Origin of the sequence: Neisseria weixii, assembly GCF_002327085.1 — a bacterium.
Classification (GTDB): domain Bacteria; phylum Pseudomonadota; class Gammaproteobacteria; order Burkholderiales; family Neisseriaceae; genus Neisseria; species Neisseria weixii.
The window spans coordinates 327,900-344,621 of sequence record NZ_CP023429.1 but is presented as its reverse complement, the minus strand read 5'-3'; the positions used below and the strand labels follow the sequence as shown (position 1 = coordinate 344,621).

Here is a 16,722-nt window from a genome sequence, read left to right as displayed (position 1 = left end):
CCCCGCCCTCATGTAACGCCACTCTTCAATCAGTTCCGCCCGGTTTTTTTTCGTGGCCGGGTTTCTCGGCGATAAACGGGTTTTTGCGTTTGGCCTGTCTGGTCTTCATAAACTCAGCCTGCGGGTTCTAGCCTTTAAATGGGTTAGTCATCTTACTAAAAAGAATTTACCTAATCCTTATTAAATTAAAACAACGGTTTTTTGTTACAAAAATCCTGATTTTTCGCTTACAATACGGCAATCTGTTCCAATCATTTCAAAGGGCTTTTCATTATGCAATATGCCAAAATTTTAGGCACCGGCAGCTATCTTCCCGCCAACCGCGTCAGCAACGATGACTTGGCAAAAAAAGTAGATACTTCCGACGAATGGATTACCACGCGCACCGGTATCAAATTTCGCCATATTGCAGCCGACAACGAAAAAACCAGTGATTTGGCCGTCCAAGCCGCACAACGCGCACTGGAATCAGCTAAGCTTAATGCCGACGATATTGATTTAATCGTTGTGGCCACCACCACACCCGACATGCAGTTCCCGTCGACCGCCACCATCGTGCAGCAAAAACTCGGCATCACCAATAGCTGCCCTGCTTTTGACGTACAGGCCGTGTGTGCGGGATTCATGTATGCTTTAACCACGGCCAACGCCTATATTAAAAGCGGCATGGCCAAAAACGTATTGGTGATTGGCGCCGAAATCTTCAGTCGCATTCTTGATTGGAATGACCGTACCACCTGCGTATTATTCGGCGACGGCGCCGGCGCGGTGGTATTGGGAGCCTCAGATAAACCGGGCATTATCCACAGCAAATTGAAAGCCGATGGCAACTATTTAGATTTACTCAAAGTGCCGGTGCAAATCGCTGATGGTCAAATATGCGGCACCCCCTATCTGAAAATGGATGGCCCGGGCGTATTCAAATTTGCTGTGAAGATGCTGTCGCAAGTAGCCGATGATGTCATCACCGAAGCCGGTTACGAGCAAGACCAAATAGACTGGTTGGTACCGCATCAGGCCAATAAACGCATCATCGACGCTACCGCCAAACACTTGGGGCTGAGTACTGATAAAGTCATTCTCACCGTACAAGATCACGGTAACACTTCCGCCGCCTCGATTCCGCTGGCTTTAGACCACGGTATTCGCAACGGACAAATCCAACGAGGCCAAAACCTGCTGCTCGAAGGCATCGGCGGCGGTTTCGCATGGGGCGCAGTATTGGTGAAATACTGATATTCGCTCGTTATCCCGAATAAAAATACCGCTTATTCTAATTTGCACCGCAGTGCAAGCAAATTAGAATAAGCGGTATTTTTATGCAATCAGAATACACATCATTATAATAAATCAGTATAATTAACCGCTTATTACTCTTTACATCCAATAACCAATTTTACTGATTTTAGATAATAAAAAATGACTCAAGAAAAATATTACGGGACAATTCTTCATTGGTTCAACGACATGCAACGCGGCACCATTATGGCCGAAACCGGACAACGCATCTTTGCAGACGGCCTGTCATTAGCCGCAGACTATCTCGCGCCACAAACAGGCGACCGCGTATGCTTCAATCTGGATCATAGCCAACACAAACCATCCGCCCAAAACATCACTCTCGCCGAACGCGTAGCACCAGCCGCACAAAAAACCACCATTACCATTGTCGACTGGGATTTTATGCAAAATGGCGGCTTTGGTAAGGAAGTAGGCAATCCGACACCTATTTTCATCTTAGGTCAATTTTTAGCCGACCAAAGCCGCGTTCCTGAAATCGGCGACCGATTTAAAGGAAACTTATTCCAACACGAAAATGGCCAATGGATGATGACTGATGCCACTTTTTTACCGCCACCGGAGGCAGAACCGCTGTTTCAAACAGCCTCAATCGAAACTGCAACAGATACAGCCACTTTACCCACCGAGCAACCGCGCATTATTGAAAGCATTTACAAACTTTATAAAGCGCCCGAACCCGAAACCTTGACCGAATTACCAGTGAATCAAGTATTAAGCGGTGAAGTTACTTCATGGGACGATGTTAAAGGCTACGGCTTTATCCGCTATGGCAGCGATGCCCAAACGGTGTTCTTCCACATCAGTAGCTTCCACTACGCCACCGCACGCCCGAAAATCGGCCAAAGTGTCAGCTTTTATTGCAAGCCGACGGTTAAAGAAGAACGCCAGAAAGCGGCAAAAGTGGTTTTGCGCGGAGATGAAGTTTCTCTGCATGATGACTTTCCTTCAGACTACAACCGCCCAAGACTTTCCACCGCCAATATGCCGAGATTTTTAATCAACATCCTGATTGCCACTGTATTTACCGTGTGCGTGGCCTCCGTTTCTAAGATATTGGCCGGACTGTATTTTGCCGTCAGCGTCGTGTCTTACCTGATGTATAAGTTTGACAAACAGATCGCCCGGAATCCGAAAAAGAAAAGTTACGAATACCAAGGCAGAATTCCGGAAAAAAACCTGCATATTCTTGATACTCTTGGCGGCTGGCCGGGCGCTTTGGTTTCGCGGGCGGTTTACAACCACAAAACCAGCAAAATCAGTTTTATCCGCCTTTTTTGGCTGACGGTGGCGATAAATATTGCCATAACCTATGCCCTACTGATACATTACGCAGATAATCCACTTCTCTCATTATTAAGAAATTAAAGATTAAGAAATTAAAGGAATATCATGTCTTTTGTATTTTTCTTTCCCGGTCAAGGCTCGCAAAGTTTAGGAATGATGAACGGGTTTAGCGAACAAGCCGTCGTGAAAGCCACTTTCGATGAAGCTTCTGCCGCATTGGGTCAAGACTTGTGGGCGATGATTAACGGTGAAGATGCCGAGCTGATCGGCCAAACTGTTAACACGCAACCCATTATGCTGTCTGCGGGCATGGCTACCTACCGCGCCTATTTAGAAGCCGGAGGTAAAACACCGGCCGTGGTTGCCGGCCACAGCTTGGGCGAATACACCGCATTGGTTGCCGCGGGTGCATTAGACTTTGCCGATGCCGTGAAACTGGTTCGCCTGCGTGCAGAATTAATGCAATCGGCCGTACCCCAAGGCGTGGGCGCCATGGCAGCGATTTTAGGTTTAGAAGACGAACAAGTCAAAGCCATCTGCACGGCTGCCGAACAAGGTGAAGTAGTCGAAGCAGCCAACTTCAATTCGCCCGGCCAAGTAGTCATTGCCGGCAATGCCGCTGCCATAGAACGCGCCATGACTGCCGCCAAAGAAGCCGGTGCCAAACGCGCCCTGCCGCTGCCTGTATCCGTACCTTCGCATTGCAGCCTGATGAAACCTGCCGCCGGGAAACTGGCCGAAGCCTTAAAAACAGTCGACATCAAACAACCGCAAATCCGCGTGATTCACAACGCCGACGTGGCTGCTTACGACAGTCCTGAAGCCATTAAAGATGCCTTGGTTCGCCAACTCTACAGCCCTGTACGCTGGACGGAAACCGTCAACGCCTTAGTCAGCGAAGGCATTACCGAATCCGCCGAATGCGGCCCGGGCAAAGTATTGGCAGGCTTGGCCAAACGCATCAACAAAGAAGCCGTATGCAGCGCATTGGTTTCCAGCGACAGCGTGAAGGCTTTTGTTGAAGCGCATTGATTTGATTTCATCTCATGGTATATGTTCAGACGGCCAGAAAGCAAGGCCGTCTGAAATGTCTATAAACTTTCAACATTATGACAAAAAGATGAACAATAAAACCATTATCTTAGCCATTCCACATATCTACGGATTTGATCAGTATTTGGAAAAAAATCTGCGTTTCCACGGCTTCGATGTGATTAATCTTTGTTATGATGATAGAGATTCTTATTATCCTAATCTGACCAGCCGAATTTACGGTACTTATCAAAAAGTCATCAAAAAGATCTTAACTACAAAAAACGAATGAAATACCTTCGCTACTCTGATGACATTCAAAAAAAATTATCTGCACTAAAGGGAAAAAAAGCTGATTACGCCTTGTGCATTCGTGCCAATATTTATCCTAAAGAAATTATCCACACCATCCGGCAACACAGTAACATCTGTATCAATTATCAATGGGATGGTATCGATCGTTTTCCGGATATTTTTGAATATTTGGATTATTTCGATCACTGCTGGGTTTTCGACCCCAACGACTCCGTCCGTTATCCGCAATACGGCTTTAAACCGACAACCAATTTCTTCTTTGATATGCCGGTTGAAACATGTCCACTGAATGACCGATTATATTTTTTGGGTGGCTATGAGTCACGTCGGGAAGAGCGTACCAAACTGTTCATCGAAGAAGCACGCCGTCATCACTTTCCTTTAGATTTCCATATCTATTGTAAAGATGATCGGGCCAGAACTGCTTTTGGTTCAGACGGCATCACTTATCTTAATCGTGATACTGTTCTCACGTTTGAACAAAATATGCATAATGCAGCTTGCTGTAAAGCCATTGTCGACTTTGCCCAGTTTGATTATTACGGTTTATCATTTCGGGTTTTTGATGCACTGCGTTTAGATAAAAAATTAATTACCACCAATCAAACCATCTTAAATGCCGATTTCTACCACGAAGACAATATTTTTGTTTGGGACAGCAATCATTTAAATGATTTAAATGACTTTTTAGTCCGTCCTTACCGCCCTATTCCTTCTGAAATCAAGCAGCAATATGCATTGAAAAACTGGCTTTACCGCATACTGGGAATTATGGAATCATGACCCAGAAGCCAACTATTTTACTCGGAATGCCAACCGATAATCTGATTTATCAAACCATAGAAATCGCATTAAAGCATCATGGTTTTGAGGTAATCAGCGCCATTCAGCCCGGGCAGGATTTCCATTATCCATCTGCTTTTCACCGCCTGAAAATAAAATTTCAACAAGTCATTCTGAGCGACAAATACGCTAAAGACAAATTAAAGTCTAAAATACTGCTCGACCATGTCGAAAAACAAATCGCTCAATATGGCCATGTAGATTATGCCTTATTTATTCGGGTGATATTTACACACAAGATTTTCTGCAAACCATCAAACATCACGTTCGTCATAAGATGGTTAATTACCAATGGGACGGATTGAGCCGCTTCTCAAAAATCCACCAATATATCAGATTATTTGATAAATTTTACGTTTTTGACCCCACAGATTTAAGTCATCAACCCAATCTATTACCGGCAACAAATTTCTATTTTGACCATATTCCGACAATCTCTGCTGACCTCAAGCATGATTTATATTTTGTCGGTTTACACTATCCTAACCGTGTTGAAGAAATCAGTACCTTCGCAAAGGCCGCTGAAAAATTAGGCTTAAGCTTAGATTTCCATATCGGCAGTTTGGATATTTCCTCTGACATTTTGTCTAAGCAATACCCTGATAACATTCAAACCTTTCAAGGAGTCAGAAGTTTTGCAGACAATCTTCAAGCCGCTCAAAGACAAGCTAAAGTTCTTGTCGACTTTAAAACCCCTGCCACAACGGCCTGTCCTTCCGACCATTCGAAGCTTTAGGCTACCGCAAGAAACTGATTACCACCAATACCGACATTACCCGATACGATTTTTATCATCCTGATAACATCTTCGTGTGGCGCGGCAACGATTTAGAGGGATTAAAAACATTCATGGATAAGCCTTATCATGAAATGCAGTCTGAAATTTATGAGAAATACAGCTTCGGCAACTGGATACGCTATATTTTAGATATTCATCCACATCAGCCGATTGACCTACCAAAATAAAAAATAAATGCTTTATCCTTTTAGACAGCATACAACCTTACAAAATTAGATTAAAAAGCCTATTTATGCTATAAAGGCCGTCTGAAACTTCATTTTACGCAACGAAAGGATTCTGGATGAGTAATCAAGATTTAAGTGGCAAAATCGCCTTAGTTACCGGCGCATCGCGCGGTATCGGCGCGGCGATTGCCGATACATTAGCTACTGCGGGCGCCACCGTGATTGGCACCGCCACCAGCGACAGCGGAGCAGCAGCAATCGGCGAGCGTTTGGCGCAATGGGGCGGTCAAGGCCGCGCGTTGAATTCTGCCGAACCTGAAAGCATCGAAACATTGATTGCCGAGATTAAAAAAGGATTCGGCAAACTGGACATCTTGGTCAACAATGCCGGCATTACGCGCGATAACTTATTAATGCGAATGAAGGAAGAGGAATGGGATGAGATTATGCAGGTCAACCTGAAATCGGTGTTCCGCGCTTCCAAAGCGGTGTTGCGCGGCATGATGAAACAGCGCAGCGGCCGCATCATCAACATCACTTCCGTTGTCGGTGTGATGGGCAATGCCGGTCAAACCAACTATGCTGCGGCCAAGGCGGGCTTAATCGGTTTTTCCAAATCGATGGCGCGCGAAGTAGGCAGCCGCGGGATTACCGTCAACTGCGTAGCACCGGGCTTTATCAATACCGATATGACCCGCGCTCTGCCGGAAGAAACCCGCAAAATGTTTGAAACACAAACGTCTTTAGGCAAATTCGGCGAAGCGCAAGACATTGCCGATGCGGTTTTGTTCTTGGCTTCCGACCAAGCCAAATACATTACCGGCCAAACGCTGCACGTCAACGGCGGCATGTTGATGCCTTAAGATTTATGCGAATGGAAAGGCCGTCTGAAAAATCATTTTCAGACGGCCTTTTGTCGATAAAACCCTGAATCTCCCTTATTTTTTGCTATAATTTATAGTTGTTTAAAATAGAAATAAGACAAGGCGACAGCGGCCGCCGTGTACAGGTGGTACATAAGGGAGCTGGCAGCGCTGTATTATTTCTATAATAAACGACTATCTTCCGCCGTTTGCATAAATCCCCGCCCTGTTTCGCTAAGATTTTTTCAGACGACCTTGCTTATTCTTCTGTCTATTCATAACTGGGCCGCCTTTTATGCATGAGTTTTCCCTTGCACATGTCGTCATCGTTCTGCTGGTTTCGGTCATCACCGTTATCTATTGCCGTAAGTTCAATATCCCTTCCATGCTCGGTTATCTGCTGGTCGGCTTCATCGCCGGCCCGGGCATGTTCAGCCTGATTCCCAAAAGTCATGCCACGGATTACTTGGGCGAAATCGGTATTGTGTTTTTAATGTTCAGCATTGGCTTGGAGTTTTCGCTGCCGAAACTCAAAGCGATGAGAAAATTGGTGTTCGGCCTGGGTGGCTTACAGGTGGTCATCAGTATGTTGGCGATTATGGGCATTTTGATGCTGATGGGCACACCGTTTAATTGGGCGTTTGCCGTCAGTGGCGCGTTAGCGATGTCCTCTACCGCGATTGTGAGCCGCATTTTGTCGGAGAAAACCGAATTGGGTCACCCGCACGGCCAAATGTCGATGGGTGTTTTGCTGATGCAGGATATTGCGGTGGTGCCGCTGATGATTCTGATTCCGGCGCTGGCGACCGGCAGCGAAGGTAATTTGTGGGCAGAACTGGGCTGGGCGGCACTGAAAATGGTGGTGACGCTCGGTGTATTGTTCTTTGTCGGCAATAAGCTGATGTCACCTTGGTTCCGCATGGTGGCCAAGCGCAAATCGTCTGAATTGTTCATGATAAATGTTTTACTGGTGACGCTGGGTGTGGCCTATCTGACCGAACTGGAAGGCTTGTCACTGGCTTTAGGCGCGTTTGTTGCCGGTATGCTGCTGTCGGAAACCGAATACCGCTTCCAAGTAGAAGACGACATTCGCCCATTCCGCGACATTTTGCTCGGCTTTTTCTTTATCACCGTCGGCATGAAGCTGGATATTCAAGCGCTAATTAATAATTGGCAGATGATTTTGGTGTTGCTGGCGATGTTGGTGGGGCTGAAAGCATTGATAGTATTCTTGATTACCTTCCGCATGAAACATCCTGTCGGCGACAGCATGAAGGCCGCATTGTATTTGGCGCAAGGCGGTGAGTTCGGCTTTGTCATGCTGGCAATTTCCAGCAAAATCAATATGGTTTCACCCGAATTAGAGCAAGCGGCTACCGCTGCCGTATTGTTGTCGATGATAATCGCACCGTTCCTGTTGGGTAGCAGCGATAAGCTCATCAACCGCTTTATCAAGTCTAATTGGGACATGAAAGCGCTGGATTTGCACAATATGCTGGTTGAAACCATGAGCAAATCCGATCACGTTTTGATTATCGGCTTTGGTCGCGGCGGTCAAACCGTCGGCCGTATTTTGTCGCAGGAAAACATCCCCTATTTCGCTCTGGATTTGGATGTCGAGCGCATTCAGGTTGCCCGCAGCGCAGGCGAACCGGTAGCATTTGGCGATGCCAAACGCCGCGAAGTATTGGAAGCAGCCGGCTTGGGGCGTGCCAAAATGGTGGTGCTGACGCTCAACAATATGGCTGAAGCTAAGCATGTGGTGAACAATATTATTTCCCTGCACCCGACCATGCCGATTTACGCGCGCGCAATTGACGACGATTACGTCAAAAGCCTGACTGAAATGGGAGTGGAAGAAGCCGTTTCCGATACCAAGGAAACCAGCCTGGCTCTGGCCAGCTATGCCATGTTGGCCAATGGTTCGCCCTACAACCATGTACATCAAACCATCATGAATATCCGCCGCAGCGGCTATAGCTTCTTAGAAGACTTATTCGTCGGCAGTGATGACGAAACCATTTTTTCCGAAGAACACAAACACATCTGTCGCCATGCCTTTGCGCTAACCGGTGAAGCCTACGCCATTGACCATCCTGTGCGTGATTTGCCTTTGGCCGATTTAGGCATCAAACTATTATTTGTACGCCGTAGTGCCAGCCGCATTGAAGATTTTGACTCGGATTTCACTTTATCTCCCGGTGACATCTTAGTCGTTGCGGGTCCACAAGACAAAATTATTTCTTTTGAAAACTGGAGCTTACAGGGTGAATCTTAATTATATAAAAATAAAACTTGCGCAAGATATCGTTTTTTGATTTAATAGCGGCTTCGCAGTTTTGCGTCAATGGGTGATTAGCTCAGTTGGTAGAGCGTCTGCCTTACAAGCAGAATGTCGGCGGTTCGACTCCGTCATCACCCACCAAGTTTCTGGCAGTTGTGGCAACACAATTGCTTGCGCGGTGGTAGCTCAGTTGGTTAGAGTACCGGCCTGTCACGCCGGGGGTCGCGGGTTCGAGCCCCGTCCGCCGCGCCAAACCTTTGCAAATATTGAAGTCATCAATATTATTTTTCTGGGTGATTAGCTCAGTTGGTAGAGCGTCTGCCTTACAAGCAGAATGTCGGCGGTTCGACTCCGTCATCACCCACCAAGTTTCTGGCAGTTGTGGCAACACAATTGCTTGCGCGGTGGTAGCTCAGTTGGTTAGAGTACCGGCCTGTCACGCCGGGGGTCGCGGGTTCGAGCCCCGTCCGCCGCGCCAAACCTTTGCAAATATTGAAGTCATCAATATTATTTTTCTGGGTGATTAGCTCAGTTGGTAGAGCGTCTGCCTTACAAGCAGAATGTCGGCGGTTCGACTCCGTCATCACCCACCAAATCAAAAAGCCTTATGCAATGCATAGGGCTTTTTTATCCTTATCGTTTCAGACGGCCTTTATCAGCCATTCACCGAACAAATAAAGACATTATCTTTGCTTTGTTAAAGAAACCTACCGGATAATCCCAAACATTCCACTCATCAAAAATGCCGTCTGAAACTTTTTCAGACGGCATTAAAATTTGCCTTCAAACCACCGATTTTATTCCAACACCACTTCCACACGGCGCGCTTCTGCATTGCTGCCGCTGCCTTCGGTGTCTGCCGGTTTGCGCAATTCAATTTGCTCTTCCGGCACACCAAAGCCCATCAAAGCATTTTTTACCGCCAAAGCACGATCTTTAGACAATTTCTCGTTAAACGCTTGATTACCGGTCGAATCATGAAAACCGGATACGACTGCTTTTTGACCACCTTTCACACCGGCCAATATATCTTTCAATGCCTCTTCCGCACCGGCAGCCAAATCAGATTTACCGGTCGCAAAGTAGAATTTTACAATACCGTTTTCCACAAATACCGCCGCCTCATCATCGGCAAGATTATGTGCAGCGGCAGCATGATCATGTGCGACCATTTCAGTTTGACCATAATTCGGTGAGCCTTCGATTTTACCGGTTTCCCAACCCCAAACAGAAAGAAACAGGGTTATTACCGTTGCCAACGCTGCGGCGCCGCCGGCAATCCATAAACCCAAGCGTTGTTCTTTGTGATCGTCATTATCCGACATATTCCGTTTCCTCTTTTAAGTTAAACCATTAAAAAGCCATTTAGCCGCCATTATACCTAAAAAGCCGTATTTGTAGCGCAACTTCCCTTATCTTAAATACTGCCGTCGCCGACAATCGCAATCATTATGCAAGGACGTCTGAAAAATCCGCAGATAACGACGGACAAAACTATTCAAAACCTCATCAAAACAGTAAAATAAGGCCTTTCGATTATCTGATAACAAAAGCCATGCTGACTTTCCAACAAATCATCTTCAAATTGCAAACATTCTGGGCTGATAAAGGCTGCACCTTAATCCAACCTTTCGACATGGAAGTCGGCGCAGGCACCAGCCATCCTGCCACTTGTCTGCGCGCACTCGGCCCCGAGCCTTGGTATGCCGCTTATGTGCAACCGAGCCGCCGCCCGAAAGACGGCCGCTACGGCAACAATCCCAACCGCCTGCAACACTATTACCAATTTCAGGTGGCCTTGAAGCCTGCGCCGGCCGATATTCAGGATTTATATCTGGATTCGCTGCGCGAATTGGGCATCGACCCCAAAGTGCACGACATCCGTTTTGTCGAAGACGACTGGGAAAACCCTACCCTCGGCGCATGGGGCCTGGGCTGGGAAGTATGGCTCAACGGCATGGAAGTCACCCAATTTACCTATTTCCAACAGGTCGGCGGCATTGACTGCTCACCGGTATTGGGCGAAATCACCTACGGTATTGAGCGTTTGGCCATGTATCTGCAAGGCGTGGAAAACGTGTATGACTTGGTTTGGTCACACACTCCTGATGGCCAAGCCGTCACTTATGGCGATGTGTATCACCAAAACGAAGTGGAACAATCCACTTACAACTTCGAATACAGCGATGCCGAATGGCTGCTGCGCCAGTTTAACGGCTACGAAGCCCAAGCCAAACGCCTGCTCGACATCGACGACACCAGCCTTGCCCTGCCGGCTTACGAATTGGTGTTGAAAGCCGGCCACACCTTTAACCTGCTTGATGCACGCGGAGCCATTTCCGTTACCGAGCGCGCCACCTATATCGGCCGCATCCGCACCTTAAGCCGCATTGTGGCACAAAAATTCGTGGAAAGCCGTGAACAACTAGGCTTTCCATTGATTAAAAACAAAGCAGCATAACAGTTTCAGACGGCCTTGACTCAATCACAAAGGCCGTCTGAAATTTAAATCCGGTATGTTTATTTGCCGAGCATACCAAATCAAGCCAAACCAGCTAGACTAAAGCAAGCCGCCTGAAACAATCACGCAGCCAAGCTTTACCCACTAAAAGTGCCTTATGATAGAAAAACTCACCTTCGGACTCTTCACTAAAGCCGACACGCACAATTTCATGCGTCTGCTCACCTATGTGAAGTCCTACAAAGCGCGTATTATTTGGGCATTGCTGGCCATTGTCGGCGTGGCCGCTACCGAAAGCTATCTGGCCGCCTTTATCGCACCATTGGTTAATCAAGGCTTTGCCGCGCCCAGCGCACCGCCGGAATTAAATACCGCCAGTGGCATTATGGCTACCGTGCAAAACTGGAAGGACCAGTTTAATCACATGATTTGGGGCACCGAAAACAAAGTTTGGACGGTTCCGCTGTTTTTAATTGTGATTGTATTGATTCGCGGCATCTGCCGCTTCGCCAGTACCTACCTAATGACTTGGGTGTCGGTAATGGCCGTCAGCCATATCCGCCGCGATATGTTCCAACACATGCTCACCCTTTCTTCAGATTACCATCAAAAAAACCCATCCGGCACTGTCTTGATGAGCATGGTTCAGATGGCCGAACAATCCATCAGCAACGCCAGCAACGTGTTCATCACCCTTACCCGCGATACCTTGATCGTCATTGGTTTGGTATGCGTATTGCTGTATCTCAACTGGCAGTTAAGCTTGGTAGTATTGCTGATGTTCCCGCTGTTGTCATTACTGTCACGCTATTACCGCAACCGCCTCAAAGGCATCATCTCCAGCGCGCAACTCAGTATCGGCACGCTGAATAACGTGGTTAACGAAGTACACCAAGGCCACCGCGTGGTAAAACTATTCGGCGGGCAAAAACAAGCTGCCAGCCGCTTTGCCGATGTCAACCACACCATCGTGCGCTTAGGTAAAAAAATTACCCAAGCTTCTGCCGCACGTTCACCCTTTAGCGAACTCATCGCTTCATTCGCCTTAGCCGTAGTCATTTTCATCGCCTTATGGCAAAGCCAACAGGGCTACACCACCATTGGCGAATTCATGGCCTTTATCGTCGCCATGCTGCAAATGCTCTCACCGATTAAAAATTTGGCCAACATCAGCATCCCCATGCAAACCATGTTTCTGGCTTCGGATGATGTCTGTAAGTTTTTGGATAATTTACCTGAGAATGACACTGGCACAAAAATCCTATCCAAGGTAAAAGGCCGTCTGAAATTTGATCATGTTGATGTACGCTACAATGAAGAAAGTTGCAAAGCGCTCGACAACTTCAATCTTGATATACTACCGGGCGAACGTATTGCCTTAGTTGGTCGCTCCGGCAGCGGTAAAACGACTGCTGTAAACCTGCTTCCACGCTTTATAGAGCCAAGCTCAGGTGCAATCTATCTCGACGGTACTAATATTGCCGATGTGCAATTGATCAATTTACGCAGTCAATTCGCACTCGTGTCGCAAGACGTTTTTCTATTTGACGATACATTATTGGAAAACGTCCGTTACAGCCGCCCAGAAGCCTCGGAAGCCGAAGTAATGGCTGCACTCGAAGCTGCCAATCTGAGAGATCTGGTAGAGAATTCTCCGTATGGTTTACACCAGCCGATTGGTGCCAACGGCAGCCAACTCTCCGGCGGACAACGCCAACGCGTTTCCATCGCACGCGCTATTCTCAAAGATGCTCCGATTCTGCTGCTGGACGAAGCCACCAGCGCACTGGATAACGAATCCGAACGCTTAGTTCAACAAGCCTTAGAAAATCTGATGCATGGACGTACAAGTATTATTGTTGCCCATCGTTTAAGTACAATTGAGAAGGTTGACCGTATTATCGTAATGGATGGAGGAAAAATTATTGAAGAAGGCAGCCATATAGAGCTTTTGGCAAAGCAGGGCTATTATGCTGCATTACATCACATACCGATAGCAAGTGAATAATATCTCAGTCTTCTTAATTTTACTTCAAAGATAAAAAATATCCTAAATTAGAGGGGAAAAAATGAAATTTTCGATTGTATCCATGGTAAAAAATGAATCAGATATTATTGAGTCATTCATTCGGCACAACTTGCAATTTGCAGATGAAATCTTTGTATTAGATAACGGTAGTGATGATAATACGTTGCTGATTTTACACAAACTTCAAGAAGAAGGATTGCCTATTCATTTATTTGAAGATACCGCTCTTGGCCATCAGCAACAACAAATTTCTGAAAAATTACTGTCGCTAGCAAAAAGCCAATCTGATGCCGATATTTTTATGTTGTTAGATGCAGACGAGTTTATCTGTCTACATCCTTGCTCTAATACATATGGACAAGAACAAGTCAAAGATTTCTTCCTTGACTATCTATTAAAAATAAAAAAACATGGCGTAGCCGCCTTACACTGGATAAATTTCTTACCAATAGAAATTGGCGTATCAAACGATTATATCAATCATTTTTGTGAATTTTCAGAATGTACAGATCCACCAATAGCGCATCAAAAAGCCATATACTCAAGAGAGATGTTGGAGCATGCTCAGACAGTTACCGGTAATCATCATTTAATAGATAGAGTAACAGGAAATCCCCTTGACCAAATAATACTAGAGGGTATTGCGTTAGCACATTTCCCAATTCGATCAAAAGCACAAGCAATTACTAAAATACTGACTAACGCCATCTCATTAAATAGCCGTTCGCTAGCAGAGGGAGAATCTTTTCACATTTTTGAAATTAAAAACGAAATAGTTTCCAACAACTACCAGCTTGATATAAAAAAATGTAGAGAAATTGCCTATTCTTACGGGGTTCCTCCCTTCTATACAAAAGAAATTAAACTTTCAAATGGAAAATTAAATTCTTTTTGTATTGAGCATAAGTACACAAATTTAAATAACCTAAGTGTACTCCGTAGCTTAGATACTATTGCTAATAGTTTCGCAAAAAACACTCAAGTACTTAAAGTAAAAATTGACTGTCTGGAACAGCAACAAGAAGAATCAGATAAAATTAATTATTCATTGCGAGAACAAATAATGTCTTTCGAACAACAAAATCAGGAACTTCAGACTACTCTGTCTAAAATTTTACAACAAACAGAAAAATACTCTGAGCAAGCTGATAGTTTGCAAAAGCAAATCGATTATCTTGTCCAACATCAAACAAAAATACAAGATACAGAACAGGAACTTCAGGCTGTTCAACAACAACTGAAATTGACGAGACAACATATTCAGAGTCAAGAGCAATATATACAAGATTTAAATTTAGAAATCAATAAGCTAACTGAAGACCGTGATGCACATGCTCAAAATGCGCTTACTCTTCATTCACATCAAGGATATTTAGAAGAACATTTGCAAGAAAGCCATTATCGCCTTGCAAAATACAAGAAACTATGGGTCATACGCTTAATCAAACCTTTAATTAAAATTGAACAAGCAATCAGCTCGGCTAATCGTTACCGGAAGTTATTCCGTACTTTAATTAACGAAAAAGGTAGTATCGGAAAAGCCTACCAAACTTGTCGTCGTACTTATAAAACTTCCGGCATCCGGGGAGTTAAGGCTTTGCTTCGACAGCAGAATTTAGATTTACAGATGGTTGAAGAACTATCTATTGAAACTGCAAAAGAAGGCGGCTTTGTTATTTTAACTACCAAGCACACTCACTATATTGCAAAATTATTTAGCCACGCGCTCGAAAAAGTAGGCATTAGTTCGTCAATTATTTTTGAGATGCCAAACAGCGGTTATTCAGACAAATGGCATATCGTCATTTGCCCACAAATGTTTGATTCTATGCCATCTCATTATTTAGCCTTCCAGATGGAACAATCTGTCTCTAGCAGATGGTTTAGCGAAAATTATTTTAATCGTTTACACAACGCTGCCCATATTTTTGACTATTCACTGACGAATATTGCTTTCCTTCAGGAGCATCAACTGTCATTTAAACAACTTCACTATATGCCTATAGGAATCTTACCATCTCAAGCAAAACCGAAAGATGTAGATTTTGAATATGATGTTGCTTTCTATGGAGATCCAAATTGTGAACGCAGGCAATTATTCCTTAAAAAATTAGAAGAAAAATTTAAGGTCAAAGTCATTTCCGAAGTATTTGGAGATGAGTTACATGCTTTATTGAAAAAAGCAAGAATTGTTGTAAACATTCATTATTATGAAAATGCTCTTTTAGAAACCACTAGAATTTATGAATGCCTATCATTAAATAAATTGGTTGTTTCTGAAAAAGGCAGCGACCAAAATGATCATACCGAATTAAACGGTATTGTTGACTTCATAGAAATTGATGATATTGACTCAATGGTTCAACAAATAAGTTTTTGGCTAAATTCACCAAAAGATTTTGAAAAACGTTTGCAAGATATCTATCATTTCCAGCAACAACCAGATAAATTCCAATTTTATCTCTATCGTTTCTTACTCTCTCAAGATTTGATTGATTTCGAAACCTTTTACCGTTTAAGCAGTAAATATGTTAAACCAAAAGGTAATTTTTGGTGTCTTAGCCTTCCTGAATCTGTTGCAAGAAGACGGGATTTTGACCACGACAATCACTACGGTATCTATGTTTTCCCGGGATTACGCCACAACATAGGATGGATAGGCTGCGGATTAAGTTATAAATTCATGATGCGTGTTGCAGAAGATTTTAAACTTCCTAATGTTACCATCTGCGAAGATGATGTGTTGTTTAATCCAGAATTTGAGCAACGCTATGAAGAAATAAAAAGCACTTTAGAAAATACACCTATACCTTGGGATATTTATTCAGGATTGATAGCTGATTTATCCGAAGAAACGAAAATTTCTCAATCAAACATAAAAGGGAATAAAGAAAATTTTTACAGTATTGATCGATTAGTCAGTATGGTTTTTAATATTTACAATCAATCTGCTTATTCAAAAATCCATACATGGGATGAACACGATCGTGTGTTTCATAACACCATAGACCGCTATATAGAGCAACATGGAGGGATGAAAGGTGTTATTACTTCGCCATTCCTGGTAGGACATAAAGAAGAGCTATTTTCGACTTTATGGGGTAAACAAAATACCATTTATCGTGAGATGATTGATAAAAGCCAAAATCTCCTAAATCAGAAAATTAATGCTCTTGAGATTAAGCCAAACGAGTAAAAAATGGCTAAGTACGGAGATATACTTCAGACAAAGACAGATATTATTGGCTAAGTAAAACCTATCCTCACTTATTGAAAAGCTTTCTGCTGTAAAAGCTGCCCAACTTAAAAGGGCGGCTTTTCGGCTTAATTTCCTTTTTAACTT

The 16,722-nt window shown here is 44.4% G+C and carries 13 protein-coding genes and 5 tRNA genes; 17 read left to right on the top strand and 1 reads right to left on the bottom strand.

What is annotated here, in order from left to right; genetic code table 11:
- Positions 1-273 precede the first annotated feature (273 nt).
- From CGZ65_RS01800 to CGZ65_RS01745, 14 genes are all read left to right on the top strand, one after another.
- Positions 274-1,236, top strand: a complete 963-nt coding sequence (locus CGZ65_RS01800) for a beta-ketoacyl-ACP synthase III (protein ID WP_096294592.1) — start codon at positions 274-276, stop codon at positions 1,234-1,236.
- 183 nt (positions 1,237-1,419) lie between these two features.
- Positions 1,420-2,667, top strand: a complete 1,248-nt coding sequence (locus CGZ65_RS01795) for a DUF1294 domain-containing protein (protein WP_096294591.1) — start codon at positions 1,420-1,422, stop codon at positions 2,665-2,667.
- A gap of 24 nt (positions 2,668-2,691) precedes the next feature.
- The gene (gene fabD, locus CGZ65_RS01790; protein WP_096294590.1) at positions 2,692-3,618 is read left to right on the top strand and encodes an ACP S-malonyltransferase; all 927 of its coding nucleotides are present in this window, start codon (positions 2,692-2,694) and stop codon (positions 3,616-3,618) included.
- Complete coding sequence (locus CGZ65_RS13645; protein ID WP_232507485.1) at positions 3,605-3,910, top strand: hypothetical protein; 306 nt, start codon at positions 3,605-3,607, stop codon at positions 3,908-3,910. The genes fabD and CGZ65_RS13645 overlap by 14 nt, the downstream gene beginning before the upstream one ends.
- Positions 3,907-4,716 carry a WaaS/CpsH family glycosyltransferase gene (locus CGZ65_RS01785; RefSeq protein WP_232507484.1) on the top strand — a complete coding sequence of 270 codons (810 nt, stop codon included), beginning with the start codon at positions 3,907-3,909 and terminating at the stop codon, positions 4,714-4,716. The genes CGZ65_RS13645 and CGZ65_RS01785 overlap by 4 nt, the downstream gene beginning before the upstream one ends.
- Positions 4,713-5,081, top strand: coding sequence for a hypothetical protein (locus tag CGZ65_RS13640; RefSeq protein ID WP_232507483.1), 369 nt, complete (start codon positions 4,713-4,715; stop codon positions 5,079-5,081). The genes CGZ65_RS01785 and CGZ65_RS13640 overlap by 4 nt, the downstream gene beginning before the upstream one ends.
- Complete coding sequence (locus tag CGZ65_RS13635) at positions 5,078-5,512, top strand: WaaS/CpsH family glycosyltransferase (protein WP_232507482.1); 435 nt, start codon at positions 5,078-5,080, stop codon at positions 5,510-5,512. Before CGZ65_RS13640 ends, CGZ65_RS13635 begins: the two co-directional genes overlap by 4 nt.
- A gap of 346 nt (positions 5,513-5,858) precedes the next feature.
- A complete protein-coding gene (gene fabG, locus CGZ65_RS01775) occupies positions 5,859-6,605 on the top strand; it encodes a 3-oxoacyl-ACP reductase FabG (RefSeq protein ID WP_096294589.1) in 747 nt (248 codons plus the stop codon).
- Between the two features lie 295 nt (positions 6,606-6,900).
- The gene (locus CGZ65_RS01770; RefSeq protein WP_096294588.1) at positions 6,901-8,883 is read left to right on the top strand and encodes a monovalent cation:proton antiporter family protein; all 1,983 of its coding nucleotides are present in this window, start codon (positions 6,901-6,903) and stop codon (positions 8,881-8,883) included.
- Between the two features lie 71 nt (positions 8,884-8,954).
- Positions 8,955-9,030, top strand: a tRNA-Val gene (locus CGZ65_RS01765).
- Positions 9,031-9,064: 34 nt separating this feature from the next.
- A tRNA-Asp gene (locus CGZ65_RS01760) sits at positions 9,065-9,141 on the top strand.
- Between the two features lie 39 nt (positions 9,142-9,180).
- A tRNA-Val gene (locus tag CGZ65_RS01755) sits at positions 9,181-9,256 on the top strand.
- A gap of 34 nt (positions 9,257-9,290) precedes the next feature.
- Positions 9,291-9,367 (top strand) — tRNA-Asp (locus tag CGZ65_RS01750).
- 39 nt (positions 9,368-9,406) lie between these two features.
- Positions 9,407-9,482 (top strand) — tRNA-Val (locus tag CGZ65_RS01745).
- A 204-nt stretch (positions 9,483-9,686) separates the two neighbouring features.
- Here the strand turns inward: CGZ65_RS01745 and CGZ65_RS01740 are convergent.
- Complete coding sequence (locus tag CGZ65_RS01740) at positions 9,687-10,214, bottom strand: OmpA family protein (RefSeq protein ID WP_096294587.1); 528 nt, start codon at positions 10,212-10,214, stop codon at positions 9,687-9,689.
- Positions 10,215-10,444: 230 nt separating this feature from the next.
- Here CGZ65_RS01740 and glyQ point away from each other — a divergent pair, with 230 nt between their 5' ends.
- The 3 genes from glyQ (at position 10,445) to CGZ65_RS01725 (ending at position 16,575) form a co-directional block, all read left to right on the top strand.
- The gene (glyQ, locus tag CGZ65_RS01735) at positions 10,445-11,350 is read left to right on the top strand and encodes a glycine--tRNA ligase subunit alpha (protein WP_096294586.1); all 906 of its coding nucleotides are present in this window, start codon (positions 10,445-10,447) and stop codon (positions 11,348-11,350) included.
- A 157-nt stretch (positions 11,351-11,507) separates the two neighbouring features.
- Complete coding sequence (gene msbA, locus CGZ65_RS01730; RefSeq protein ID WP_096294585.1) at positions 11,508-13,358, top strand: lipid A export permease/ATP-binding protein MsbA; 1,851 nt, start codon at positions 11,508-11,510, stop codon at positions 13,356-13,358.
- A 61-nt stretch (positions 13,359-13,419) separates the two neighbouring features.
- Positions 13,420-16,575, top strand: coding sequence for a glycosyltransferase family 2 protein (locus tag CGZ65_RS01725; protein WP_096294584.1), 3,156 nt, complete (start codon positions 13,420-13,422; stop codon positions 16,573-16,575).
- The last annotated feature ends 147 nt before the right edge of the window (positions 16,576-16,722 follow it).